21 protein-coding genes and 1 pseudogene are annotated in these 22,054 nt (G+C 58.3%); 13 read left to right on the top strand and 9 right to left on the bottom strand.

Annotated elements, in window-relative coordinates:
- The first annotated feature begins 124 nt into the window (after positions 1-124).
- Positions 125-2,383, top strand: a complete 2,259-nt coding sequence (locus tag GV827_RS14215; RefSeq protein ID WP_386334120.1) for a hybrid sensor histidine kinase/response regulator — start codon at positions 125-127, stop codon at positions 2,381-2,383.
- Between the two features lie 99 nt (positions 2,384-2,482).
- On the opposite strand, the gene GV827_RS14210 is transcribed toward GV827_RS14215, so the two are convergent.
- Complete coding sequence (locus GV827_RS14210; protein ID WP_164354473.1) at positions 2,483-3,076, bottom strand: gamma-glutamyl kinase; 594 nt, start codon at positions 3,074-3,076, stop codon at positions 2,483-2,485.
- 201 nt (positions 3,077-3,277) lie between these two features.
- Here GV827_RS14210 and recA point away from each other — a divergent pair, with 201 nt between their 5' ends.
- The 4 genes from recA (at position 3,278) to GV827_RS14190 (ending at position 8,066) form a co-directional block, all read left to right on the top strand.
- Positions 3,278-4,348, top strand: coding sequence for a recombinase RecA (gene recA, locus GV827_RS14205; protein ID WP_164354472.1), 1,071 nt, complete (start codon positions 3,278-3,280; stop codon positions 4,346-4,348).
- 175 nt (positions 4,349-4,523) lie between these two features.
- The gene (gene alaS, locus GV827_RS14200; protein ID WP_164354471.1) at positions 4,524-7,184 is read left to right on the top strand and encodes an alanine--tRNA ligase; all 2,661 of its coding nucleotides are present in this window, start codon (positions 4,524-4,526) and stop codon (positions 7,182-7,184) included.
- A 4-nt stretch (positions 7,185-7,188) separates the two neighbouring features.
- On the top strand, positions 7,189-7,476 hold the full coding sequence (locus GV827_RS14195) for a DUF1330 domain-containing protein (protein WP_164354470.1): 288 nt from the start codon (positions 7,189-7,191) through the stop codon (positions 7,474-7,476).
- Between the two features lie 38 nt (positions 7,477-7,514).
- On the top strand, positions 7,515-8,066 hold the full coding sequence (locus GV827_RS14190) for a histidine phosphatase family protein (protein ID WP_164354469.1): 552 nt from the start codon (positions 7,515-7,517) through the stop codon (positions 8,064-8,066).
- Here the strand turns inward: GV827_RS14190 and typA are convergent.
- The 4 genes from typA to GV827_RS14170 all read right to left on the bottom strand — a co-directional run bounded on the left by typA (position 8,063) and on the right by GV827_RS14170 (position 11,703).
- Positions 8,063-9,880: a translational GTPase TypA gene (typA, locus tag GV827_RS14185; protein WP_164354468.1), complete on the bottom strand. Its 1,818-nt coding sequence runs from the start codon at positions 9,878-9,880 to the stop codon at positions 8,063-8,065. The two genes, GV827_RS14190 and typA, sit on opposite strands and share 4 nt — an antisense overlap.
- A 70-nt stretch (positions 9,881-9,950) precedes the next feature.
- The gene (locus tag GV827_RS14180; RefSeq protein ID WP_204325893.1) at positions 9,951-10,862 is read right to left on the bottom strand and encodes a mechanosensitive ion channel family protein; all 912 of its coding nucleotides are present in this window, start codon (positions 10,860-10,862) and stop codon (positions 9,951-9,953) included.
- A 36-nt stretch (positions 10,863-10,898) separates the two neighbouring features.
- Positions 10,899-11,234 (bottom strand): DMT family transporter, encoded by a 336-nt coding sequence (locus GV827_RS14175; RefSeq protein WP_164354467.1) that lies wholly within the window; start codon positions 11,232-11,234, stop codon positions 10,899-10,901.
- A 10-nt stretch (positions 11,235-11,244) separates the two neighbouring features.
- Complete coding sequence (locus GV827_RS14170; RefSeq protein WP_235930363.1) at positions 11,245-11,703, bottom strand: Lrp/AsnC family transcriptional regulator; 459 nt, start codon at positions 11,701-11,703, stop codon at positions 11,245-11,247.
- 122 nt (positions 11,704-11,825) lie between these two features.
- On the opposite strand from GV827_RS14170, the gene GV827_RS14165 reads away from it, so the two are divergent.
- Positions 11,826-12,032, top strand: coding sequence for a DUF6356 family protein (locus GV827_RS14165; RefSeq protein ID WP_164354497.1), 207 nt, complete (start codon positions 11,826-11,828; stop codon positions 12,030-12,032).
- Positions 12,033-12,034: 2 nt separating this feature from the next.
- Positions 12,035-12,837: pseudogene (locus tag GV827_RS14160) on the top strand (class II glutamine amidotransferase).
- A gap of 37 nt (positions 12,838-12,874) precedes the next feature.
- On the opposite strand, the gene GV827_RS14155 reads toward GV827_RS14160, so the two are convergent.
- From GV827_RS14155 to GV827_RS14140, 4 genes are all read right to left on the bottom strand, one after another.
- A complete protein-coding gene (locus tag GV827_RS14155) occupies positions 12,875-14,089 on the bottom strand; it encodes an NADP-dependent isocitrate dehydrogenase (RefSeq protein WP_164354465.1) in 1,215 nt (404 codons plus the stop codon).
- A gap of 170 nt (positions 14,090-14,259) precedes the next feature.
- Complete coding sequence (locus GV827_RS14150; protein ID WP_164354464.1) at positions 14,260-14,859, bottom strand: HD domain-containing protein; 600 nt, start codon at positions 14,857-14,859, stop codon at positions 14,260-14,262.
- Positions 14,852-15,094, bottom strand: coding sequence for a hypothetical protein (locus GV827_RS14145; RefSeq protein WP_164354463.1), 243 nt, complete (start codon positions 15,092-15,094; stop codon positions 14,852-14,854). The genes GV827_RS14150 and GV827_RS14145 overlap by 8 nt, the downstream gene beginning before the upstream one ends.
- The gene (locus GV827_RS14140) at positions 15,094-15,747 is read right to left on the bottom strand and encodes an alpha/beta hydrolase (RefSeq protein ID WP_164354462.1); all 654 of its coding nucleotides are present in this window, start codon (positions 15,745-15,747) and stop codon (positions 15,094-15,096) included. The genes GV827_RS14145 and GV827_RS14140 overlap by 1 nt, the downstream gene beginning before the upstream one ends.
- 168 nt (positions 15,748-15,915) lie before the next feature.
- Here GV827_RS14140 and iscR point away from each other — a divergent pair, with 168 nt between their 5' ends.
- Genes iscR through sufD form a run of 6 tightly spaced genes read left to right on the top strand, consistent with a single transcriptional unit; the run spans position 15,916 to position 22,054 of the window.
- Entirely contained in the window at positions 15,916-16,377 is a 462-nt protein-coding gene (gene iscR, locus GV827_RS14135; RefSeq protein WP_164354461.1) for a Fe-S cluster assembly transcriptional regulator IscR, read from the top strand.
- Positions 16,374-17,480, top strand: coding sequence for a cysteine desulfurase family protein (locus GV827_RS14130; RefSeq protein WP_164354460.1), 1,107 nt, complete (start codon positions 16,374-16,376; stop codon positions 17,478-17,480). The genes iscR and GV827_RS14130 overlap by 4 nt, the downstream gene beginning before the upstream one ends.
- Positions 17,481-17,506: 26 nt before the next feature.
- A complete protein-coding gene (sufB, locus tag GV827_RS14125) occupies positions 17,507-19,042 on the top strand; it encodes a Fe-S cluster assembly protein SufB (RefSeq protein WP_164354459.1) in 1,536 nt (511 codons plus the stop codon).
- Between the two features lie 2 nt (positions 19,043-19,044).
- Positions 19,045-19,962: an FkbM family methyltransferase gene (locus GV827_RS14120; RefSeq protein ID WP_164354458.1), complete on the top strand. Its 918-nt coding sequence runs from the start codon at positions 19,045-19,047 to the stop codon at positions 19,960-19,962.
- 53 nt (positions 19,963-20,015) lie between these two features.
- Positions 20,016-20,771, top strand: coding sequence for a Fe-S cluster assembly ATPase SufC (sufC, locus tag GV827_RS14115; protein ID WP_164354457.1), 756 nt, complete (start codon positions 20,016-20,018; stop codon positions 20,769-20,771).
- Complete coding sequence (gene sufD / locus GV827_RS14110) at positions 20,771-22,054, top strand: Fe-S cluster assembly protein SufD (protein ID WP_164354456.1); 1,284 nt, start codon at positions 20,771-20,773, stop codon at positions 22,052-22,054. The genes sufC and sufD overlap by 1 nt, the downstream gene beginning before the upstream one ends.

Genomic DNA, 22,054 nt, shown 5'->3' with positions numbered 1-22,054 from the left:
CTTGTTGCGCGTAATGAGGTCACGATTCGCGCAGCAAGGGAGCAGCTTTTTGCAGGACATCGCGCCGGCCCCGACCGAAGGACCTGCAGCGCCCGTTAAAGGCGCGCGGCAGATCAACTGGACTATTGCCATAGGCGTGTTTCTGGGCGTGCTAGCGTTTGTGTCGCCCTTTCGGTTTCTGACCCTGGGCCTTGCCTCATCAGCCCTCACATTGATCGCTTTAAGCACGTTCCTGACACTGCGCCGGGCCAAAGTAGCACGCGTCCAGCGGTCTGATCTGGAAGTGATTTCCGATTTCATCCGACAGGATGCGACGCCCAGCATCGTCGCCAACCCTGACGGGCGGATCAAGGCCGCCAATCCGTCAGCGGTCAGGCGATACGACCTTCAGGCCCACGCCACCTTGGCGGGGGTCTTACAGGGCGCCTTTGCAAATCCCGGCGGCGTACTTTTCCGGTTGCAGACCCGTGCAGTGGCGACAGGATCAGCGCAGGAAGATGTCTTTACCCGGGCTGGCCACATCAGGCTTTGCGTTCATGCGGTTACAAGCGACAGTTTTGTATGGCGTATTGAACATGTCACCGAACGGGCTGCTCCGAAAACCGCGCAGGAAGGGCACCAATTGCCCATGATAATGGTCGGGCGCACCGATGCGATCCTGTTCATGAATGATGCAGCGCGCATGCTGATCGGCAGTCGGGTCAAGGGGCTTGACCGGATGTTCACCAAATTACCGGTTGTTCCGGGTCTGGTCACCGAGGTCAGTACAACAGATGGGCCGCGGGATGTGCTGATCGCTGAGGTCAAAGCCGGGGTGGCGCGTCGTGCCCTGTATCTACTGCCGCCGCCCGATCAGACGATGATCGAGAGTGCGCCGCAGACCGAGGTGCAACAACAAGGGTGGCAGGCATTTCAGGATCTGCCTGTGCCTCTGATTAAGGTTGCGCCAGATGGTCGGGTGCAATCCTTCAACCGCCTGGCCACACGATTGATTGGCGTGTCTCTTACCGAAGACGCCCACCTGGGGCAGTTGATGGAAGGGCTTGGCCGGTCAATCTCGGACTGGATAAAAGATACGATGGCCGGCCGCATGGTTCAGAAATCGGAATTTCTGCGCCTCAAGCGCACCGACCAGGAGGTGTTCGTTCAGGTCGTGCTGAACCGGATCACTGACGACGGAAAGCCTGCGCTGATCGCTGTGCTGCATGACGCGACGGAGTTGAAGACCCTGGAGGCGCAGTTCGTCCAGAGCCAGAAAATGCAGGCCATCGGCCAGTTGGCCGGCGGGGTGGCACATGATTTCAATAATCTGCTGACGGCAATATCGGGACATTGCGATCTATTGCTTCTGCGCCATGATCAAGCTGATCCAGATTATGGGGATCTGATTCAGATCAATCAGAATGCCAATCGTGCAGCCTCGCTCGTGGGTCAGCTTTTGGCGTTTTCCCGCAAACAAACCCTGCGGCTTGAGACCATCGACATGCGCGACACACTCGCGGACCTCACCCATTTGCTGAACCGGCTTGTCGGCGAAAAGATCACCCTGACGCTGAGCCATGATCCTGTGCTCAAGCCTGTACGGGCGGACAAGCGCCAACTGGAACAGGTGCTGATGAATCTGGTGGTGAATGCCCGTGATGCGATGCCCGCCGGTGGAGAGATCAGGATTGTCACAGAGTATGTCGACCTGACCGAGCCGCTTGAACGTGACCGCGTGAGTGTTCCGGCAGGATCATATGTGAGCGTTCAGGTCAGCGACGACGGGGAAGGCATCCCCGCGGACAAGATGCAAAAGGTTTTTGAGCCGTTCTACACAACCAAGCGGACGGGCGAGGGCACAGGTCTGGGACTATCCACGGCCTATGGCATCATCAAGCAAAGCAGCGGATTCATCTTCGTGGATTCGGTGGTTGGCGAAGGTACAACTTTTATCCTGTACCTGCCTGTATATGAGACGAAAGCCCCGAAAGCCGCCGCGCAAGCCACACCAAGAGCGTTGCCCGCTACCTCGACCGAAGATGGCGTGATCTTGCTTGTCGAAGACGAGGCACCCGTTCGCGCCTTTGCAAGCCGGGCATTGCGCCTGCGTGGCTACACGGTGCTTGAGGCCGATTCAGCCGAGACCGCATTGAAAACGCTGGAGGACGACACGCTCAGCATTGATGTTTTTGTCACGGATGTCGTGATGCCCGGCATGGACGGTCCCAGCTGGGTGCGCGAAGCGCTTAAGGAACGTCCCGACGTGCGCGTGGTTTTTGTCTCTGGATACGCTGAGGACAGTTTCGGGGAAGAGCAGACCAAGATTCCAAATTCGGTTTTCCTGCCAAAACCATTCTCTCTCACCGATTTGACAGAAACAGTCCAAAGCCAGCTGCACTAGGAAATCTGGCGCGAGGGACTTGCCGCAAGGGGAACACAACAGATGAAAGAAAAGCTGCTGTGTGTCATGCTGGTCAAGCCAGCAAATCCCGAGACACCGCTAGAGGATTGACTCGTAAAGGGCGTATTCATCAGCGAATTTCCGCTTGAACCGCTGTTCGATATTCGGCGAAAGCGCGAGCGGCATCTGGGGGGAGACGTTCTCACGGGTCAGGGACAGTTCGATCCCAAGGCGATCTTCGAGAAATGCCTTCAGACGCGGCTGATCTTCATAGCGGAAATGATGGGTAATGCCGGTACCGTTGGGTTGGGTTTTCATGAACTGGAACTGGCTGCCGACATCAGCGAAACCAGGTTTGTCACCTTTCATGTAGGCCAGCACGAAATCATCAAAGCTGATGCCGTGGGTGCTGTTGGTTTTGCCTTGCATGAAAGGGCGCTGGCGATAGCGATACCAACTGCCCAGCCAGGACACAGGTTCACGCATCACGGCCATCAGCTCCATTTCAGCGCCGCAAACCTTTTCAAACATCGGCCGGATGAATCGGTTGTAACGGTAGACCGGCGCATGCTTCAGCATCGGAGGCTCTGAGATCACTATATCAGCCCGAGGCGCCAATGCCGCCTCGTAGGCTGTTGTTCCGGTTTTCGGGACAGACAAAAACGCCAGCCGTTCCTTAAAGAAAACAAGCATTTGAAGGCGCCCCCTGTCTTTGATCCGGCCCTTTGTGAATAGCGTAAAGGACTCTTTAACCAAAGCAGGAAATAGATAGGATAGAAGAATTTTATTGAAATGTTCTCATTTTGGTCCCATACGGAACATTAGCAGAACATAAATGGGCCAAGGTGAGCGATTGCCGAAGGCCCGACACTATGACACTAAAGGAACAGGCACATGGCAACGGCAGATCTTTTGACAATGGACAGCAAGAAAACAGCGGAAAAGCAAAAGGCGCTTGATAGCGCCTTGGCACAGATTGAGCGGCAGTTCGGCAAGGGCTCGATCATGAAGTTGGGTGCGGAAGGGGCCATTCAGGACATTACCTCCAGTTCAACCGGGTCGCTTGGTCTGGACATCGCTCTTGGCATCGGCGGGCTGCCCATGGGCCGCATTGTTGAGATCTACGGGCCCGAAAGCTCTGGCAAGACCACACTGACACTGCACTGTCTGGCGGAGCAGCAAAAGGCGGGCGGCGTCTGCGCCTTTGTGGATGCCGAACACGCGCTGGACCCGCAATATGCACGAAAACTGGGTGTGGACATCGATGAGCTGCTGATCTCGCAGCCCGACACCGGCGAACAGGCGCTCGAGATTACCGATACGCTGGTGCGATCGGGTGCCGTCAACATGGTGGTGGTCGATTCCGTTGCGGCACTCACGCCAAAGTCCGAGCTTGAAGGCGACATGGGTGACAGCAGTGTTGGTGTTCAGGCCCGCCTGATGAGCCAGGCCATGCGCAAGCTCACCGGTTCTATCAGCCGCACACAATGTACCGTTATCTTCATCAACCAGATTCGGATGAAGATCGGCGTCATGTTCGGCTCTCCTGAAACCACGACAGGCGGTAACGCGCTGAAGTTCTATTCCTCCGTCCGTCTGGACATCCGCCGCATCGGTGCGCTGAAGGACCGTGACGAGGTTGTCGGCAACGCGACACGCGTGAAGGTCGTTAAGAACAAGGTCGCACCGCCCTTCAAGCAGGTCGAGTTCGACATCATGTACGGCGAAGGCATCTCCAAGATGGGCGAATTGCTGGACCTTGGCGTGAAGGCCGGTGTGGTTGATAAATCCGGTTCGTGGTTCTCTTACGGGGATGAGCGGATTGGCCAGGGCCGCGAAAACGCCAAGCAATTCCTCAAAGACAACGAGGCGATGGCCCGCGAGATTGAAGACAAAATTCGGGCCGCGCATGGTCTGGATTTCGACGGATCCGAAGACGAAGATATCGACATTCTCGAAGCGTGATTTTGCCGGGGCAGGCGGGGTCTGACCCCCATCGGTCCACTACAATAGCACGTGAGTGATAAATGAAAGGGTGCGGCCAACGGTTGCGCCCTTTTTCCTTTGGCTTGCCCTGTGGACACCCTACGTCCACATGTCTATTTGATGCAGACGATTTCTGCCCCGGAAGGCCTTACTGATGAAGACGCTTAACGAGATCCGATCCACCTTTCTGTCCTACTTTGAAAAGCAGGGACATACGGTCGTGCCGTCTGGTCCGCTGGTGCCGCGCAATGACCCGACGCTGATGTTCGCCAACTCTGGCATGGTGCAGTTCAAGAACCTATTCACCGGGGTCGAGACACGTGATTATGTCCGCGCGACCACGGCGCAGAAATGCGTCCGGGCGGGCGGCAAGCACAATGACCTCGATAACGTCGGCTATACCGCGCGCCATCACACGTTCTTTGAGATGCTGGGTAACTTCAGCTTTGGCGATTATTTCAAGGCCGAAGCGATTGCATTTGCCTGGGAATTGCTGACCAAGGATTTCGGCATCGACGCCTCGCGCCTGCTGGTGACCGTCTATCACACAGATGATGAGGCGGCAGATATCTGGAAAAAGGTCGCAGGTCTGCCCGATGACCGCATCATCCGCATTCCGACAGACGACAATTTCTGGCGGATGGGGCCAACCGGCCCCTGCGGCCCCTGCACCGAGATTTTCTATGATCACGGCGATCACATCCCCGGCGGCCCTCCCGGCAGCCCGGATGAGGACGGCGACCGGTTCATCGAAATCTGGAACATCGTTTTCATGCAGAACGAGCAGTTCGAAGACGGCTCAATGAAGCCGCTCGAGATGCAATCCATCGACACCGGCATGGGGTTGGAGCGCATCGGCGCGTTGCTGCAGGGTCAGCATGACAACTACGAGACCGACACCATGCGCGCACTGATCGAGGCGAGCGGTCACGCGCTGCATGTCGATCCTTTTGGTGCAGGCAACGTGCATCACCGGGTGATCGCGGATCACCTCCGCTCCACTTCTTTCCTGATCGCAGATGGCGTGATGCCCTCGAATGACGGACGCGGCTACGTGCTGCGCCGGATCATGCGCCGCGCCATGCGGCATGCCCACCTGTTGGGGGCGAAAGATCCTTTGATGTACCGTTTGGTGCCCGCCTTGGTGCAGCAGATGGGGTCGGCCTATCCAGAGCTTGGGCAGGCGCAGACGCTGATCACAGAGACCCTGCATCTGGAAGAGAACCGCTTCAAGCAAACGCTGGACCGGGGTCTGAAGCTTCTGGAAGATGAAGTGGCGGATCTGCCTGAGGGTGCTGACCTGCCGGGAGATGCAGCATTCAAGCTTTATGACACCTATGGCTTCCCGCTCGATCTGACCCAGGATGCCCTGCGCGAGCAAGGACGCGGTGTGGACACCGACGGCTTTGACGCGGCAATGGCGGAACAGAAGGCCAAGGCCCGCGCGGCCTGGGCCGGGTCGGGCGAAGCTGCGGATGCGACCGTCTGGTTCGATGTGGCTGACAAGCATGGCACGACCGATTTTCTGGGCTACGAGCTGGAGACCGCCGAAGGACAGGTCGTTGGCATCGTAGTCGGTGGCGCTTTGACCGATGCGGCGAAAGCAGGCGACGAGGTGCAGGTGGCGCTTAACCAAACGCCGTTCTACGCCGAATCCGGTGGTCAGGTCGGGGATACTGGCATGATCAGCACGGAGACCGGTAAGATCAAGGTGACCGACACCCGCAAGACGGCTGGTGTCTTTGCGCACATCGGCAAGGTGGTCGAGGGCGAGATACAGACCGGGCAGGCGGCGGTTCTTGAGGTCGATCATGCACGCCGCACGTCGATCCGGGCGAACCACTCGGCCACGCATCTATTGCACGAGGCCCTTCGCGGCACGCTTGGCGATCACGTTGCACAGCGCGGCTCATTGAACGCGGCGGACCGGCTGCGGTTTGACTTCAGTCATGCCAAGGCGCTGGCTGCGGACGAGCTTGTCAAGGTAGAGCGTGAGGTGAACGAGTACATTCGCCAGAACGCGCCGGTTGAGACACGCATCATGACGCCGGACGATGCCCGCGCCCTCGGCGCGCAGGCGCTTTTTGGAGAGAAGTACGGCGATGAGGTGCGCGTGGTGTCGATGGGCCGTGAGGAAGGCTCTGGCAAGGGCGCGGACAAGAACACCTATTCACTGGAGCTTTGTGGCGGCACCCATGTGCGTCAGACCGGTGATATCGGGGCCTTTGTCCTGCTGGGCGACAGCGCAAGCAGTGCGGGCGTGCGCCGGGTTGAGGCGCTGACCGGGGCCGAGGCGCTGGCGTGGCTGCGAGAGCAACAGGCGGCGTTGGCCGGCGTTGCCGAGGCCCTCAAGACGTCGTCTGCCGATGTCCCTGAACGGGTGCGCGCCTTGATGGATGAACGCAAGGCGCTGTCCAATGAGGTCGCACAGCTGCGCCGCGAGTTGGCGATGGCCGGCGGCGGCGGTGCTGCGGCACCCGAGGCGAAAGACATCGGCGGCGTCAAATTCATCGCTCAGGTGCTGCAGGGCGTCACAGGCAAGGACCTGCCTGCGCTGGTGGATGAGCACAAGGCGAACCTCGGCTCTGGCGTGGTGCTGCTGATCGCGGACACCGGCGGCAAGGCTGCGGTCGCAGGCGGCGTGACGAACGATCTGACCGACAAGGTATCCGCCGTGGATATTGTCAAGGCAGCAGTTGCCGAGCTTGGCGGTAAGGGCGGCGGCGGACGGCCGGATATGGCGCAAGGCGGGGGTGCCTCGGCTGAGAATGCCGATGCGGCCATCGCGGCGGCGGAAAATGTACTGAAAGGATAAGACGATGGGCGCACTTTGGATTGCACATGTGACGGTCACGGACGAGGAAGCCTACGGCAAATACGCGAAGCTGGCCGGTCCGGCCATCGCCAAGCACGGCGGCAGCTTTATGGCGCGGGGCGGACGTTTTGTTCAGCTTGAGGGCAAGGAACGCCCCCGCAATGTCGTGGCCAAGTTCCCATCGGTCGAGGCCGCGGTGGAATGCTACAATTCGCCGGAGTACCAGGAAGCGTTGAGCCATGCCAAGGGCGCATCAGAGCGCGAGTTGATGGTGCTTGAGACAACCGACTAAACGCTGGACAGTGCCGTGATGCCTCCTAGCTATGAGGCATGAAACATATTCTGATCCTGTTAATCGCGGTGCTAATGCCGATGGCGGCAGCGTCGCAGGATTTTGACTCCTTCAAACGGTCAGATGTGGTTGGCTTGATGCGCCACGCCTTGGCGCCCGGTACCGGTGATCCGGCAGGTTTTGATCTTGCCGATTGTGCCACGCAGCGCACACTGGATGACAGGGGACGGGAGCAAGCCCGCCTTACGGGCGCGGCCCTGCGCGCCGCCGGGGTAACCTTTGACGAGGTCTGGACCAGCCAGTGGTGCCGCGCGAAAAACACCGCCAAGCTGCTGGATGTGGGGCCGGTGATCGAGGTTCCAGCCCTGAATTCACACTTCGCAGGGCAGGGAGACAGGGTCGGGCAAACCCGCGACATGCGCGCCAAGCTGTCGTCACTGCCCGAAGGCACACGCGTGCTGCTGGTCAGCCATCAGGTTAATATCAGCGCACTGACGGGGAGCGGCACATCATCGGGTGAAATCATCGCCGCCCGCCGCGATGCGGACGGGCAGCTTGAAGTTCTGGACAGCTATCTGATCGCGCCTTAGCTGGCCTTGGCCATCCGCTTGCGCTCGTGCGGGTCCAGATAGCGCTTGCGCAGCCGGATCGCGTTGGGCGTCACTTCCACCAGTTCATCGTCGTCGATATAGGCAATGGCCTCTTCCAAGGACAATGTGATCGGGGTGGTCAGACGCACTGCCTCATCCGTGCCCGAAGCGCGGACGTTTGTCAGCTTCTTGCCCTTCAGCGGGTTCACTTCCAGATCGTTTTCGCGGCTATGCTCGCCAATGATCATGCCGGTATAAACATCCGCCTGCGCACCGATCATCATCTTGCCACGTTCTTCGAGGTTCCAGAGCGCGTAGGCAACAGAGGTGCCGTTCTCCATCGAGATCAGCACACCCGCGCGGCGACCGGGGATTGGTCCCTTGTGAGGCGCCCAGCCGTGGAAGACGCGGTTCAGGACACCAGTACCGCGGGTGTCGGTCAGGAATTCACCGTGATACCCGATCAGGCCGCGTGACGGAACATGTGCCACGATCCGGGTCTTGCCCGCACCTGCTGGCTTCATCTCGACCAACTCGCCCTTGCGGACGCCGGTGATTTTTTCAATCACGGCACCGGAGTATTCGTCGTCCACGTCAATCGTGGCTTCTTCGATCGGTTCGTGGCGCACGCCGTCGATGTCCTGAAACAACACCTGTGGGCGGGAAATGGACAGCTCAAACCCTTCACGGCGCATGTTTTCAATCAGCACGCCCATCTGCAATTCGCCACGACCTGCAACCTCAAAGGCTTCGCCGCCGGGCGTGTCGCTGACCTTGATCGCTACATTGCTTTCCGCCTCTTTCAACAGGCGTTCACGGATCACGCGTGACTGCACCTTCTTGCCTTCACGACCGGCAAGCGGGCTGTCGTTGATGCCGAAGGTGACCGTGATGGTGGGCGGGTCAATCGGCTGTGCCGGGATCGCCTCGGTCACGGAAGTATCGGCAAGCGTATCTGCCACGGTGGCTTTGGTCATGCCTGCGATGGATACGATGTCACCCGCTTCGGCGACATCAATGGTGGTTTGATCAAGGCCGCGAAAAGCGAGGATCTTGGTCGCGCGGAAGTTTTCAATCAACGTGCCCTCGCGGGACATGGCCTTGATGCTCTGGCCTGCTTTTAGCGTGCCAGACTCCACCCGGCCTGTCAGCATGCGTCCCAGAAACGGATCGGCACCGAGGGTTGTCGCCAGCATCGTGAAAGGCTCGTCCCGGCGCGCGATCTGCGCAGGGGCGGGGACGTGGCTGATGATCAGATCAAACAGCGCCTCAAGGTTTTCGCGCGGCCCGTCCAACTCGTAATCGGCCCAGCCAGAGCGTCCGGAGGCGTACATGTGGGGGAAATCAAGCTGCTCTTCGGATGCGTCGAGGTTTGCGAACAAATCGAAACATTCGTCCAGCGCGCGGTCCGGCTCTGCATCCGGTTTGTCGACCTTGTTCAGCACCACGATGGGACGCAGGCCCAGTTTCAGCGCCTTGGAGGTCACGAATTTCGTTTGTGGCATCGGCCCTTCGGCAGCATCAACCAGCAGCACAACGCCGTCCACCATCGACAGGATACGCTCCACCTCGCCACCGAAATCGGCGTGGCCGGGGGTGTCCACGATGTTTACGCGCGTGCCCTTCCATTCAACGGAGGTGGGCTTGGCAAAAATCGTGATTCCGCGCTCGCGTTCCAGATCGTTGCTGTCCATGGCCCGTTCGGTCGTGGCCTGATTTTCGCGGTAGGTGCCCGATTGCTTGAGCAATTCATCGACCAGGGTCGTCTTGCCGTGGTCAACGTGAGCGATGATTGCGATGTTGCGCAGGTCCATGGGGTCAGCCTTTGTCTGGGAGTTGGCCTGCGCTTACCGTGCAGGCGCAGCAAAGGCCAGTAAAAAAGCGTTATGCCGCTGCGTCCTTGTTTTCTGCGTCTTTCCCGAGGATCGACAATGGCTCCTTGAAGGTCATGGTGCGGTAGGGGAAGGGGATCTCGACCCCGGCCTCATCAAGTGCGCGTTTCACGGCTGCCACGACCTTGTCGCGGCTGGACCGGATGTCGAGGGGACGCGAGCCGGTCCACCACGTGATTTCAAAGTTAATCGCACTGTCAGCGAATTCCTGAGCAAAGATTTCCACATCGCGCACGTCATCGCGCACTGAATCGACATCGCGGACAGCCTTCGCAATGATTTCGCGCGCCGCGTCCACGTCTTCGCCGTAAGCCACGCCGCAGATGATTGTTGTGCGGCGAACGTCCTTGGCGGTCCGGATCGTGACCGGATTCTTGAAGAACATCGCATTGGGGGCAACAACAAGCTGGCCGTCGGTCTGACGTACATGGGTGTCACGGATGGTGATTTCCTCGACCTGACCCTCGATATTTTCACAGTCGATGTAATCATCAATCGAGAACGGCTCCCGGATCAGCAGAAGGACGCCAGCAAGGAAATTCTCAAAAACATCCTTGAAGGCAAAACCTATCGCGACGCCGCCCACGCCGAGCGCGGTGAGCGCGCGGCCGGGGGTGATCGTGGGAAAGGCAATGGTGACGGCAATCAGCACGCCGAAAAGCCACAGACCAACGATGGCAAGCATCATGACTACGTCTACCAATGCGCGGCGCATCCGTGCGCGGCGCAGCATTTTGGGCAGCACCCAGCTCAGCACCTTTGCAACGGCCCAGACGAACACAAGAAAAACCACTGAAAGCACAAGCTGAGGCAATACCTGCCAAAAGCCTGTGGCATAGCCTTCAAGTTGATTGCGCAGCGGGTCTGGCAGCGTGGCCCAGATCGAATTGAGGAAATCTAACATGGGAACGGAACGCCCCAGACAGCCGGTGGTTCCCCATCAGTGGGTCGACGACGCCGAAAACAGATGGATGATGACGATCCCGCCGATAATCATCGCAAGGCCCAAGACCGCCGCCAAATCCAGCTTTTGCCCGAACAACACATAGCCGATCCCTGCAATCAGGACGATGCCCAGCCCTGACCAGATGGCATAGACAATTCCCACCGGCATGAACTTGAGTGCGATTGCCATGAAGTAAAAGGACATGCCGTAAAAAATCACGACCCCTACCGAAGGCCAGAGCCGGGTGAACTGCTGAGACGCCTGCAATGCCGTGGTACCCAGCGTTTCAGTCAGGATCGCAAAGAAAAGCCAGATGTAATGGGTGGGCATGAGCAGTCCTTCAAAGCGGCAACGCGGTTGTTTCCTTGATCTCTTCCATCACGAAACTGGCAGAGACATCAGACAGGGGTACCTTGCTGATCAGTGTCTGGTAAAGCCTGTCATACCCCGCCATATCGGCCACCTGTGCGCGGATCAAGTAATCCAGATCGCCCGACATGCGGTAGACCCCCATGATTTCGGGAATGGTCTTGGTGGCGGTCGAGAAGGTCTTGAGCCAGTCGGCAGCATGGGCGCTGGTGCGCACCTGGATAAAGACCGTCAGGCTGAGCCCAAGCTTTGCAGCATCAAGAAGGGTCACGCGGCCCCTGATTACGCCTGCCTTTTCCAGTGCGCCTATGCGACGCCAGCACGCGTTGCGCGACAGTCCTACCTTTTCGCCGATCGTATCAAGCGATTGCCCCGCGTCACGCTGCAATTCTGTGAGGATACGGCGGTCGATATCGTCAATCTCTCTCATGAAATCCATTCTAGTTGGGAAATTTTCACAAATCCATACCCGTCTGCATAACCTTTGGGAATTATTCCCGGATGGCTTCGCGTAACTTGTTCGAAACCAACATTCAGACCGGAGAGCCACAGATGTTTGCCCGCCTATTCCTTGATCACCCCGCCAAAGTCGATGAGACATTCTTTGAGCACATGCTGTTTGCTCTTAAATTTGCGGGTCTCCTGTTCGCGGCGGGTGCGGCAGCGCTGGTGCATGCGCTGATCCCCTGTCTCTTTGAAAAAACCGCCAGCGGCATCATCGCCCGCCTTTACGAACGTACCCACAACAGGGGCCGGTAAGCATGTGTCGCTGGGCGGCGTGGCAAGGTGCGCCTCTTTTCCTGAGCGAGATCTTAACCGCGCCCGAGCATTCGCTGATCCACCAGTCGCGTGACGCCAGCGAATGCAAGACGGCGATCAATGCCGATGGATTTGGTGTAGCTTGGTATGACAAGCGGCCAACGCCGGGTCTGTACCGTGAAGTCTATCCCGCGTGGTCCGACACCAATCTGCGCTCACTTGCCGAGCAGGTGCAGGCGCGGCTTTTCATGGCGCATGTGCGTGCGTCGACCGGGACCGCCACCAGTCGGAACAACTGCCATCCATTCGTGCATCAGAACTGGACCTTCATGCATAACGGTCAGGTTGGCGGATTCGAGACGTTTCGGAAATCGGCGGACATGATGATCGATGACGCGCTTTATGCACATCGCAAGGGCGCAACTGACAGTGAGGCCCTGTTTCTGGTCGCCTGCGGGCTCGGCTTGGCGCAAAGGCCACAAGAGGCGATGCAACGTGCTGTCTCGATTTTTGAGGGACTGGCACGCCGGGCAGGTGTTGCGCCCTATCTGCGGCTTGCGGCGGCTTTGTCAGATGGGCAGACGCTCTATGCGATCCGGTATGCTTCGGATGATCATCCCCGTCCCTCTATTATCAGTGGAACGAGATCTGGCAGGGCTGGTCTGTGGTATCAGAGCCCTACGAAGCCGCCGGGGCGGGATGGAAGGAAGTGCCAAAAGGCAGCTTCTGCTGCTTCACCGATCGCACGGTCGACATCACGCATTTTGACTGCACGGGCGACGTTACCGTCGAGAGCGCCCATTGAAACGAAAAGGGCCGCATTGCTGCGACCCCTTTGAAGCTCAGCCTGCGAGGGCTTTGTTCAGGTTTTCATCGACCTTCTCAAGGAAGCCCATGGTGGTGAGCCATTTCTGATCCGGTCCGACCAGCAGCGCGAGGTCCTTGGTCATGTGACCGCTTTCCACGGTGTCGACGACAACCTTCTCCAGCGTTTCGGCAAAGTTGGTCAGCGCCGCGTTGCCGTCCAGCTTGCCCCGGTGCTTGAGGCCGCCGGTCCATGCGAAGATCGACGCAATGGAATTGGTCGAGGTTTCCTCCCCCTTCTGGTGCTGGCGGTAGTGGCGCGTCACGGTGCCGTGCGCGGCTTCAGCCTCGACGATTTTCCCATCGGGCGTCATCAGCTGGGATGTCATCAGACCAAGAGAGCCAAAGCCCTGCGCCACGGTGTCAGACTGCACGTCGCCATCGTAGTTCTTACAGGCCCAGACAAAACCGCCGTTCCATTTCATCGCACAGGCGACCATGTCGTCAATCAGGCGGTGCTCATAGGTGATGCCTTTGGCCTTGAACTTCTCTTCGAACTCTTCCTCAAAAACCTTCTGGAACAGCTCAAGGAAACGACCGTCGTATTGCTTGAGGATCGTGTTCTTGGTCGACAGGTAAACAGGCCAGCCAAGGTTCAGACCGTAGTTCATAGACGCACGGGCAAAGTCGATGATGGAGCTGTCGAGGTTGTACATGCCCATGTAGATGCCTGACGATGGTGCATCGTACACTTCGTGCTCGATCACTTGGCCGTCTTCGCCGACAAATTTCATAGACAGTTTGCCCGGTCCGGGGAACTTCATGTCTGTCGCGCGGTACTGGTCACCGAAAGCGTGACGCCCGATCACAATGGGTTGCGTCCAACCGGGGACAAGGCGCGGGACGTTTTTGCAGACGATTGGCTGACGGAAAACCACGCCCCCAAGGATGTTACGGATCGTACCATTGGGGGAGCGCCACATTTTCTTGAGGCCGAACTCTTCAACACGCGCTTCATCGGGGGTGATGGTCGCACATTTCACGCCGACGCCGTATTGCTTGATCGCCTCGGCCGCGTCGATGGTGATCTGGTCATCCGTCTCGTCACGTGCCTCGATCCCAAGATCGTAGTACTTCAGGTCAATATCGAGGTAGGGCAGGACAAGCTTCTTCTTGATGAAATCCCAGATGATGCGGGTCATCTCGTCGCCGTCGAGTTCGACGACGGGGTTGTCTACCTTGATCTTGGTCATGAGGGGTTCCTTTGCTGCGTTGGCTTTGGTGCGCACTTAGCTTATCTGATCGCAAAGGGGAAGATGGTATACAATGGTATGCAAAGGTTTTGGAGCTGATCCAGCACCCATCCGAACGCGGTCTCTGCAGGCCGCATCGAAACGAAGAACTTTAAACTGTTTATGGCCCTTCAGAGACGGGGGCGCGCAGCAAAGAAATCAGCGATCAGGTCGCGCGCATAGTCCCAAAGTGCAGGGGCACCGATGTTGATCTTTGCGCCAACCCGTTCGTGGATTTGCGCTTCGGTCACGTTGAAATCCGTCCAGCTACCGCCACCTGACTTCAGGTTTTGCATCGGCGGCTGAAAGCGGTCCAATGATTTGGCAAATTTGGCCGACGGCGTCTCGGCGGCTTCGAATTCTTCCCAGATGGTGCGCAGCTCAACACGCAAATCCGCAGGCAGCAGACCAAATATGCGGTCGGCGGCGGCTTGTTCCTGCGCTTCCATATCGGCGATATCGTGATCCCCAAAGATCGGATTGTCGCCCGCGTCGATCTCAACCAGATCGTGCAGGATCAACATCTTGATGACCAGATTGATATCGACATCCGGACCCGCTTGATCGGCAAGCACCAATGCATAGAGCGTCAGGTGCCACGAATGCTCAGCCGAATTTTCATAGCGCGACTTGTCGCAAAGCTCTGTCGCACGGATTGTCGATTTGAGCTTGTCCGCCTCGTTCAGGAACGCGATCTGGCGATCCAGCCGCGTCCCGGCGGTATCACTCACCGCCACCCGCCTGTGCGCGATGGGCCTGCAGCGTCTGCGCCAGAAATTTGCGGCCCTGATCGTTGGCCATCCGGGTACGGATTGCGGTCAAAAAGGCTTCTTCAAGGGTCTGGGAAGATGCGCCAAGCACATCTCCCACTTTCATGAACAAGCGGTCTTCACCGGTTTCTGATTGCACGGCGAGGCATTCTTCGGCCAGCTTGTTTGCCATTTCGACGACAACAGGATCAGCCATCAGCGCGACGTCTCCGTCAGGCGCCGCTTGACGTAATCGGTGGTCGAGGTGATCAGCGTATCCATGTGCGGCTCTTCAAAGAAGTGTCCGGCACCTTCAACCTCCTGATGGGTGATGGTGATGCCTTTCTGCTCATGCAGCTTGTTCACCAGATTTACCGTGTCCGCAGGCGGCGCGACCCGGTCGGCGGTGCCGTTGATGATCAGGCCGGAAGCCGGGCAGGGGGCCAGAAAGCTGAAGTCATACATGTTCGCCGGAGGCGAGACAGAGATGAAACCGGTGATTTCTGGCCTGCGCATCAGAAGCTGCATGCCGATCCACGCACCAAAAGAGAACCCCGCAACCCAGCAATGCTTGGAGTTGTTGTTCATCGATTGCAGGTAATCGAGAGCCGATGCAGCATCGCTCAGCTCACCGATGCCCTGATCGTATTCGCCCTGGCTGCGCCCAACGCCACGGAAGTTAAACCGCAAAACGGTGAAACCCATGTTGTAAAAGGCGTAATGCAGGTTGTAGACGACCTTGTGGTTCATCGTCCCGCCGAACTGCGGATGCGGGTGTAGCACGATGGCAATCGGCGCATCGCGTTCTTTCTGAGGGTGGTAGCGGCCTTCGAGGCGGCCTTCTGGTCCGGGGAAAATGACCTCTGGCATGGGTGTCCTTGCTTGGTGGTTCCAAAGCGGCACGAATAGTTGACGTATTCGGTCGGATACTTTAGAACGGTTCTAAGTTATGGTCCGCAAAGCGATGCGGTTCACATTTTCATGTATGCGCAACAACTGCCTACGTCAATTGAAGCAGGCAATATAAAGGAACCGGCGATGAAGCTGTCAACCAAGGGACGCTATGCCATGGTCGCTTTGGCCGACATCGCATTGCAACCGGGCGACGGTCTGGTCTCTCTTGGTGATATTGCGGAACGTCAGTCAATTTCCTTGCCCTACCTTGAGCAATTGTTCGTCAAATTGCGCCGCGCGGATCTCGTGGCTTCGGTCCGGGGACCCGGCGGCGGTTACCGTCTGGCGCGGCCTGCGTCAGAAATCAGGGTTGTCGACATTCTTGCCGCTGTTGATGAGAAGGTGGATGCGATGCACAAGGGGGCAGGGGCATCCGGCGGCCTGTCAGGAAGCCGCGCACAATCCCTGACCAATCGACTGTGGGAGGGGCTGAGCGCGCATGTCTATGTTTTCCTGCACCAAACACGGCTGTCAGACGTGATTTCAAACGAACTCGCCCCCTGTCCTGCGGTGCCCAGCCTTTTTGACGTGGTAGACGACGCGTGAGAACGTACCTTGATCACAATGCGACGACCCCTTTGCGGCCCGAAGCCCGCACGGTGATGCTGGCGGCGATGGATGAGGTGGGCAATCCGTCATCAGTTCATGCAGAAGGGCGCGCTGCAAAGGCGGTGATCGAAAAGGCGCGTGGTCAGGTTGCGGCACTGGTCGGCTGCACGCGGGGCCAGGTGATTTTCACCTCAAGCGCCACCGAGGCCGCCGCATTGGCAGTGGCACAAAAGGCGCGTCATGGCGGGCGTTTTGCAGCGCTGCCGACAGAACATGATTGTCTGAGGGTCTGGACCGATCTGGATCTGCCTTCGCTGTTTGACCGGAATGGGTGTTTTGACAAGGCAGGCTTCGCGGCGCTGACGGATGCACCCGCACTGCTTGCAGTCTCTGCGGCCAACAGCGAAACCGGCGTCATGCTGCCGGGCGGATCAGTTGCAGCGCCAGTCACGCCTGAACAGACGATCATCTGCGATATCACGCAAATAGCGGGCAAAGTACCGATCCGTTTCGCTGAAACCAATCCGGCCTACGCCATCCTGTCCGCGCACAAGCTGGGCGGCCCCAAAGGCGTGGGGGCCTTCATCAACTTCACCTCGGAGGATCCTGAGCCAATTTTGCGTGGCGGCGGACAGGAAATGAACCGCAGGTCCGGCACCGAGAACGTGATCGGAATAGCCGGTTTCGGCGCGGCGGCAGAGGCCGCAGCGGGCGACGTCGCGGCAGGGCGATGGGAAGAGATTGCCGAACTTAGAAATATTCTAGAAAACTCACTTGAGGCTCACGAAAAGAAGACTATTTTTGTCGGGAAAGACTCGCTGCGCTTGCCCAACACCTCCTGCATCATAGCGGATGGCTGGAAGGGTGAGACGCAGGTGATGCAGATGGATCTGGCAGGGTTTGCGATTTCCGCAGGATCTGCCTGTTCCAGCGGCAAGGTCAAGGCCAGCACTGTTTTGCGGGCGATGGGCTTTGGCGAAAGTGAGGCGTCCTGCGCGATCCGCGTTTCGCTGGGGCTGGAGACAACAAGAGACGACGTTTTGCGCTTTGCGGATGCATGGCTGGCAAAACGTGACAGACACGAACAACGGGCGGCCTGACGGCGCTCACGGAAAAAGGGACCTGGATGTTGGATAATGTCATCGTGAAAGAAGGCGAAAACGTCAAAGAGGGCGTCGATCAGGAGACCGTTGATGCCGTGCGTGAAGTGGGCGGCAAGTACAAATACGGCTGGTCCACCGATATCGAGATGGAATATGCGCCCAAGGGGCTTTCCCCCGACATCGTGCGCCTGATCTCGGAAAAGAATGAAGAGCCTCAGTGGATGACAGACTGGCGTCTGGAAGCATACGAGCGCTGGCTGACCAAGAAAGAGCCGGATTGGGCGATGGTGGATTATCCTGAGATCGATTTTCAGGACCAGTATTACTATGCCCGGCCCAAAAGCATGGCAGTCAAGCCGAAGTCGCTTGATGACGTCGACCCAAAACTTTTGGCCACCTATGACAAGCTGGGCATTCCGTTGAAAGAGCAGATGATCCTTGCAGGTGTCGAAGGGGCAGAGGATGCGCCCGCCGAGGGCCGAAAAGTGGCCGTTGATGCGGTGTTTGATTCCGTTTCCGTTGGCACGACCTTTCAGGCCGAGCTCAAGAAGGCAGGCGTGATCTTTTGCTCAATCTCCGAGGCTATCAAGGAGCATCCTGAACTGGTGAAGAAGTATCTAGGGTCGGTCGTTCCGGTGTCCGACAACTTCTATGCCACGCTGAACTCTGCGGTCTTTTCCGACGGTTCGTTTGTCTACGTGCCACCGGGCGTGCGCTGCCCGATGGAGCTGTCCACCTATTTCCGCATCAATGCCGAGAACACCGGCCAGTTCGAGCGGACGCTGATCATTGCCGACAAGGGCTCCTACGTATCCTATCTTGAGGGCTGCACAGCGCCTCAGCGCGATGAAAGCCAGCTTCACGCGGCAGTCGTGGAGATCATCATCGAGGAAGATGCGGAGGTGAAGTATTCCACCGTTCAGAACTGGTATCCCGGTGACGAGAACGGCAAGGGCGGAATCTATAACTTCGTGACCAAGCGCGCCGATTGCCGGGGCGACCGCGCCAAGGTGATGTGGACACAGGTCGAAACCGGGTCTGCCGTGACGTGGAAGTATCCAAGCTGCATCCTGCGCGGGGACGATTCACAGGGCGAGTTCTACTCCATCGCGATCGCCAACAACATGCAGCAGGCCGATACCGGCACCAAGATGATCCATCTGGGCAAGCGCACCAAGTCGCGCATCGTGTCCAAGGGCATCAGCGCGGGCCGGGCGCAGAACACCTATCGCGGTCTGGTGTCGATGCACCCCAAGGCCAAGGAATCGCGCAACTATACCCAGTGCGACAGCCTGTTGATTGGCGACAAATGCGGGGCGCATACGGTGCCCTACATCGAGGTCAAGAACAGCTCTTCCCGGGTAGAGCATGAGGCGACCACTTCGAAAGTGGACGATGACCAGATGTTCTACTGCCGCTCGCGTGGGATGGACGAGGAAGAGGCCGTGGCACTGGTTGTGAACGGGTTCTGCAAGGACGTGCTGCAGGCGCTGCCGATGGAATTCGCCATGGAAGCGCAGGCGCTGGTGGCGATCTCTCTGGAAGGGTCCGTGGGATAACCATGAAAGACGCGGATGACATCGGACGCACCTCCTTGAGGGGTGTGAAGGGCCGGGTGACGCACCTGCGCGACCTGCTGTCGCCGGTGCGTCCCTTGCGCATTGCCGATGTCGGCGCAAATCCTGTCAACGTACCTGCCTATCAGCAATTGCTGGATATGCAGGCCTGCGAGGTCTGGGGGTTCGAGCCTGACGATGACGCCTTTGCGGCACTGGAAAAAACGGGCCGGCCGGGCACGCATTTTGTGCAGAGGGCTGTGGGCAAGTCAGGGCCTGGCACCTTCTATCCGCATCAGGCAACCGGCATGGGGTCGCTTTTCAAAGTGGATGAAGCGTCAGTCAGCTATCTGGGACGGCACGGCTGGTATGGCAGGCAGCGTGAAGGAGTTGCGCTGGACTTGATCAGCCTTGACGATATTCCCGAGGATGAACTGCCGCCGCCGGACCTGCTGAAGATGGACATACAGGGTGGGGAACTGGACGTTCTGCGCACCGGGAGTCAGAGGCTGAGCGAAGCTGTAGCTATCATGCCTGAATTGCGGTTTGCCCAGATCTACGTGGATGAACCAATGTGGTCGGATGTTGATCACGAATTGCGCGACCAGGGATTCATCCTGCACAAGCTGGTCGAGCCTAAGGCGATGTCGCTGGGCACGTCTCACAAGGACAAGATGCGCCATACGGCGTTCCGAAACCAACTGGTGGACGGCGATGCTGTCTATATCCGCGATCCGCGACAGATGGATAACTGGAGCGACGATCAGGTCAAACAGCTTGCCATCGCGGCGGCAGGTGTCTTCGACTCTCTCGATCTGACGATCTATTGCCTTGACCACCTGACTACACGCGGCGTCCTGCCAGAGGACGCTTCAAAGAATTTTTTCAACAGCCTGCCGAAATGGCTGCGCAAACCCGGCTGATACAAACGCGAACCGAACATAACTGCCCGTACGGGGCGCCAAGGAGACAAAACATGCTGAGCATCAAGAACCTGAACGTTAAACTGGAAGAAGAGGACAAGCAGATCCTCAAAGGCGTCAACCTCGAGGTTGAGGCTGGCAAGGTGCATGCGATCATGGGGCCAAACGGCTCTGGCAAGTCCACGTTGTCTTACGTGCTGTCCGGCAAGGACGGCTACGAGGTGACAGAAGGCTCCGCCACGCTTGAGGGCGAAGATCTGCTGGATATGGAACCCGAAGAGCGCGCGGCAGCGGGCCTGTTCCTGGCGTTCCAGTATCCTGTCGAGATTCCCGGTGTGGGCAACATGACGTTCCTGCGGACGGCCGTGAACGCGCAGCGCAAGGCGCGGGGCGAAGAGGAAATGTCGGCGGCGGAGTTCCTCAAGGTCGTGCGGGCCAAGGCCAAAGACCTGAAGATCGATGCCGACATGTTGAAGCGGCCTGTGAACATGGGCTTTTCCGGCGGCGAGAAAAAGCGCAACGAAATCCTGCAAATGGCGATGCTTGAGCCCAAGATGTGCATTCTGGACGAGACGGACTCCGGCCTTGACGTTGACGCGATGAAGCTGGTGGCCGAGGGCGTTAACGCGTTGCGCAGCGAAGGGCGCGGATTTCTGGTGATCACGCACTACCAGCGTTTGCTTGATCACATCAAACCGGACGTCGTGCATATCATGGCCGATGGCCGTATCGTCAAAACCGGCGGACCAGAGCTTGCGCTTGAAGTCGAAAACAATGGCTACGCTGATATCCTCGCCGAGGTGGCGTGATGGCGGCACCTGCAGAAAAGATGAACTCGACCGAAGCAATGATCGCGGCACATCCCATGCCCGCGACCAAAGGCTGGTCCAAGGCCGCGCGCGGAGATGCGCTGGCACGGTTGCGGGCGATGGGATTGCCCGACCGACGCGACGAGTATTGGAAATACACGCGCCCTGACAGCCTGACGCAAACCGATGCGATCCCGGCGGCAGTCCTTCACAACGATGAAGCGCCACTCTTTGATGGCATCGAACGGCTCAAGATCGTGTTCGTGGACGGCGTCTTTGACGCGGAAGCTTCTGACGATCTGAGCATGGAAGGGGTCAGCATTGAGCGGCTGGCAACCTCTGACAGCGATCTGCATTGGGCGCGCGACCTTTATGGCACGCTCGAGAAAAGCGGCCAGACGCCGGTAGACCGCCCTTTGGCCGCGCTGAACACGGCTTGTGCAACAGATGGTGTTCTGATCCATGTTACAGGCAAGACCAGCAAACCAGTCAGCCTGATTTATCGCCATATGTCAGACACTTCCGATGCGTTCTTGCATCACTGCATTAAGCTTGATGCAGGTGCTGATCTGACGGTCCTTGAGAATGGCCCGGCCGCTGCACGGTTTAACAAAGTGATGGAGATCGACATCGCGGATGGTGCGTCCTTCCACCATGTCCGCGCCCAGGGGCGTGATCATGAGCGCCGGGCGGCCACGCATATATTTGCCCGCCTTGGGACGGAGTCGCAGTTCAAGTCCTTCACGCTGACAGTAAACGGGCAACTGACCCGAAATGAAGCCGTGATCGAGATTACGGGTGACAATGCGTCAGCGCATATTGCCGGTGCCTGCGTCGGGGACGGTGAATTTCATCACGATGATACGGTTTTTATCACCCATGATGCGGTAAACTGCGAAAGCCGTCAGGTGTTCAAGAAGGTGCTGCGCAATGGGGCGACAGGCGTTTTCCAGGGCAAGATCCTCGTCAAGGAGGGTGCCCAGAAGACGGATGGCTATCAGATCAGCCAGTCGCTTTTGCTGGATGACGGCAGCCAGTTCCTCGCCAAACCCGAGCTTGAGATTTACGCCGACGACGTGGCGTGTTCGCACGGCTCCACCTCCGGTGCAATTGATGAGGACGCTTTGTTTTATCTGAGGGCTCGGGGGGTTCCGAAAGGCGTTGCAACGGACATGCTGACACTTTCGTTCCTTGCCGAGGCGGTCGATGAGATCGATTCTGAGACACTCAAGGAAGAGATGATGGCCCGCCTTGAATCCTGGCTTGCTCGTCGGCGCGGCTAG

Source organism: Sulfitobacter sediminilitoris (assembly GCF_010667575.1).
Lineage (GTDB): Bacteria > Pseudomonadota > Alphaproteobacteria > Rhodobacterales > Rhodobacteraceae > Sulfitobacter > Sulfitobacter sediminilitoris.
This window is presented reverse-complemented; position numbering and strand designations above follow the sequence as displayed.

What these genes read in the sequence shown, in the direction of transcription:
- GV827_RS14210 (WP_164354473.1), bottom strand. Translation starts at nt 3,076, where the DNA reads ATGCTTGTTTTCTTTAAGGAACGGCTGGCGTTTTTGTCTGTCCCGAAA.
- recA (WP_164354472.1), top strand. Translation starts at nt 3,278, where the DNA reads ATGGCAACGGCAGATCTTTTGACAATGGACAGCAAGAAAACAGCGGAA.
- alaS (WP_164354471.1), top strand. Translation starts at nt 4,524, where the DNA reads ATGAAGACGCTTAACGAGATCCGATCCACCTTTCTGTCCTACTTTGAA.
- GV827_RS14195 (WP_164354470.1), top strand. Translation starts at nt 7,189, where the DNA reads ATGGGCGCACTTTGGATTGCACATGTGACGGTCACGGACGAGGAAGCC.
- GV827_RS14190 (WP_164354469.1), top strand. Translation starts at nt 7,515, where the DNA reads ATGAAACATATTCTGATCCTGTTAATCGCGGTGCTAATGCCGATGGCG.
- typA (WP_164354468.1), bottom strand. Translation starts at nt 9,880, where the DNA reads ATGGACCTGCGCAACATCGCAATCATCGCTCACGTTGACCACGGCAAG.
- GV827_RS14180 (WP_204325893.1), bottom strand. Translation starts at nt 10,862, where the DNA reads ATGTTAGATTTCCTCAATTCGATCTGGGCCACGCTGCCAGACCCGCTG.
- GV827_RS14175 (WP_164354467.1), bottom strand. Translation starts at nt 11,234, where the DNA reads ATGCCCACCCATTACATCTGGCTTTTCTTTGCGATCCTGACTGAAACG.
- GV827_RS14170 (WP_235930363.1), bottom strand. Translation starts at nt 11,703, where the DNA reads ATGAGAGAGATTGACGATATCGACCGCCGTATCCTCACAGAATTGCAG.
- GV827_RS14165 (WP_164354497.1), top strand. Translation starts at nt 11,826, where the DNA reads ATGTTTGCCCGCCTATTCCTTGATCACCCCGCCAAAGTCGATGAGACA.
- GV827_RS14155 (WP_164354465.1), bottom strand. Translation starts at nt 14,089, where the DNA reads ATGACCAAGATCAAGGTAGACAACCCCGTCGTCGAACTCGACGGCGAC.
- GV827_RS14145 (WP_164354463.1), bottom strand. Translation starts at nt 15,094, where the DNA reads ATGGCTGATCCTGTTGTCGTCGAAATGGCAAACAAGCTGGCCGAAGAA.
- GV827_RS14140 (WP_164354462.1), bottom strand. Translation starts at nt 15,747, where the DNA reads ATGCCAGAGGTCATTTTCCCCGGACCAGAAGGCCGCCTCGAAGGCCGC.
- iscR (WP_164354461.1), top strand. Translation starts at nt 15,916, where the DNA reads ATGAAGCTGTCAACCAAGGGACGCTATGCCATGGTCGCTTTGGCCGAC.
- sufB (WP_164354459.1), top strand. Translation starts at nt 17,507, where the DNA reads ATGTTGGATAATGTCATCGTGAAAGAAGGCGAAAACGTCAAAGAGGGC.
- GV827_RS14120 (WP_164354458.1), top strand. Translation starts at nt 19,045, where the DNA reads ATGAAAGACGCGGATGACATCGGACGCACCTCCTTGAGGGGTGTGAAG.
- sufC (WP_164354457.1), top strand. Translation starts at nt 20,016, where the DNA reads ATGCTGAGCATCAAGAACCTGAACGTTAAACTGGAAGAAGAGGACAAG.
- sufD (WP_164354456.1), top strand. Translation starts at nt 20,771, where the DNA reads ATGGCGGCACCTGCAGAAAAGATGAACTCGACCGAAGCAATGATCGCG.